3 protein-coding genes are annotated in these 1,954 nt (G+C 71.1%); all 3 read left to right on the top strand.

What is annotated here, in order from left to right:
• On the top strand, window positions 1–405 hold a 405-nt coding region (locus Q4D18_RS11700), incomplete at its 5' end, for an ACP S-malonyltransferase (protein ID WP_368389646.1).
• A gap of 195 nt (window positions 406–600) precedes the next feature.
• Complete coding sequence (locus Q4D18_RS11695; RefSeq protein ID WP_303128615.1) at window positions 601–1,236, top strand: TetR/AcrR family transcriptional regulator; 636 nt, start codon at window positions 601–603, stop codon at window positions 1,234–1,236.
• Window positions 1,237–1,345: 109 nt separating this feature from the next.
• A partial coding sequence (locus Q4D18_RS11690; RefSeq protein WP_303128613.1) for an SDR family oxidoreductase occupies window positions 1,346–1,954 on the top strand: 609 nt, incomplete at its 3' end.

Below are 1,954 nucleotides of genomic sequence, written 5' to 3'. Positions count from 1 at the left end.
GAGCTCGGGCTGACCGCCGCCAACCTCAACGCCCCCGACCAGGTCGTGGCCGCGGGTACGACCGCCCAGCTCGACGCCCTGCAATCGGCCCCACCCCCCCAGCGCTGCGTGGTCGCGCTCCGCGTCGCCGGGGCGTTCCACAGCGAGCACATGCGACCGGCCCAGGAGCGCTTCGCGCGGGCAGTCGCCGCCGTACGGCCGCGCGAGCCGTCCGGCACCCTGCTGTCCAGCGCCGACGGCGCGGTGGTCACCTCCGGCGCAGAGGTCCTGGACCGCCTGGTCCACCAGGTGTGCGCACCGGTGCGTTGGGACCTGACCGCGTGCCACCTGGCGACCCTGGTCCGCCAGGTCGTGGAGGCCGCCCCGCGGGGAAGCTGTCCGGCCTGCTCCGGCGCAGCGACCTGATCCTGGACGTGGCCGCGCTCCGCGGCCCGACGGACCTTCCCCCACGACGACCGGGCTCCGCTGACCTTCACCCAGCCCGGCGTCCGATCGTTCGTCCTGCGACCCGCCCGCGATCCCGGCCTATCGGCGGACACCTGCGGTTTTAACCCCTCAACACATAGACTGGATCACCGTGACGATTACGTGGCAGGCCGCATGACCAAGTCCCGCGATCTCCTCGACGGGGCCCTGCGGACGTTCGCCCGCAACGGGTACACCCGCAGCAGCGTGGTGATGATCGCCTCCGAAGCCGGCGTCTCCACCCGAACCATCTACAACCAGTACGCCAACAAGGCCGAGCTCTTCGAAGCCGTCATCGAGTTCAGCACCCGACAGATGGCCGACCACCACATCAACCTCGTCCGCGCCTCCATGGACGGCCGCCCCCTCCCCGAGGCCCTCCTCGACTTCGCCGAACGCTGGGTCCGCGCCGACAGCCGCTACGCCGACCACCACGCCCTCGTCCGCCAAGTCCAAGCCGAACGCGAACACATCCCCCAGTCCGCCCTCGACACCTGGGTCACCCTCGGCCCCCTCCGCGTCCGGGCCGTCCTCGAGGACGAGCTCCGCCGCCTCTTCGCCGAAGCCGGCACCCCCCTCCACGACCCCGCCACCGCCGCCACCCACCTCATGCTCCTCATCGGCGGCGACCCCATCTCCCGTGGCTTCTACCGCGCCCAACCCCTCGATGAGACCTACCTCGTCACCCTCGCCCGCGACGGCGCCCGGGTCTTCCTCAACGTCCACCAGCCAGGCCCCGGACCCAGCGGACTCGCCCTCCCGCCAGCGTGACGAACTGTTCGCAGTGAATTGACCTAGTGCTGACCTGACCCCATTCCGCGACCGCGCACCGGTCTCCCACCATGGAGACAGCGCTGGTGCCGACGAGGAGGACTCCCCCATGACCGAGCGATTCCTGATCACCGCCGCGACCGGCCAGGTCGGGCCGTACGCCGCACGGGCGCTCGTCGACAGGGGCCACGCCGTGCGCGCCCTCGTCATAGAGGGCGACGAGCGAGCGTCGGTGCTGCCCGACGAGGTCGAGATAGTCACCGGGAGCCTCGACGACCCGGTCGCCGTCGAGGCCGCCCTGGACGACGTGAGCCACGTCTTCTGGATGTGGCCGTTCTTCTACCTGCCGACGACAGCCGCCCCAGCGATGGTCGAGCGAATGTCCGAGCACGCCCTGCGCGTCGCAGTGGTGTCCTCGGTGGGCGTGCACATCGGCGTCGAGCGCAGCGACAACAACTGCCACGCCTACCTGGAGGAGCTCCTCGTGGCATCCCGCTGCCGATGGACCTCGCTGCGGACGACCGGCTTCATGGGCAACGCTCGTGGCTGGGCGCCGCAGATCCGGGGCTCGGGCGTCGTGCGCTTCCCCTACGGCGAGGCCCGTCGCACTTCCGTCCACGAGCGTGACCTCGCCGAGGCCGGCGTGCACGCCCTCCTCGACAACGGCCACGTCGGCCAGGCCTACCTGGTCTCCGGCTCTGAGACGCTCAGTCAGCGC

The organism is Micrococcus sp. (assembly GCF_030523875.1).
Taxonomy (GTDB): Bacteria; Actinomycetota; Actinomycetes; order Actinomycetales; family Micrococcaceae; genus Micrococcus.
This window is presented reverse-complemented; position numbering and strand designations above follow the sequence as displayed.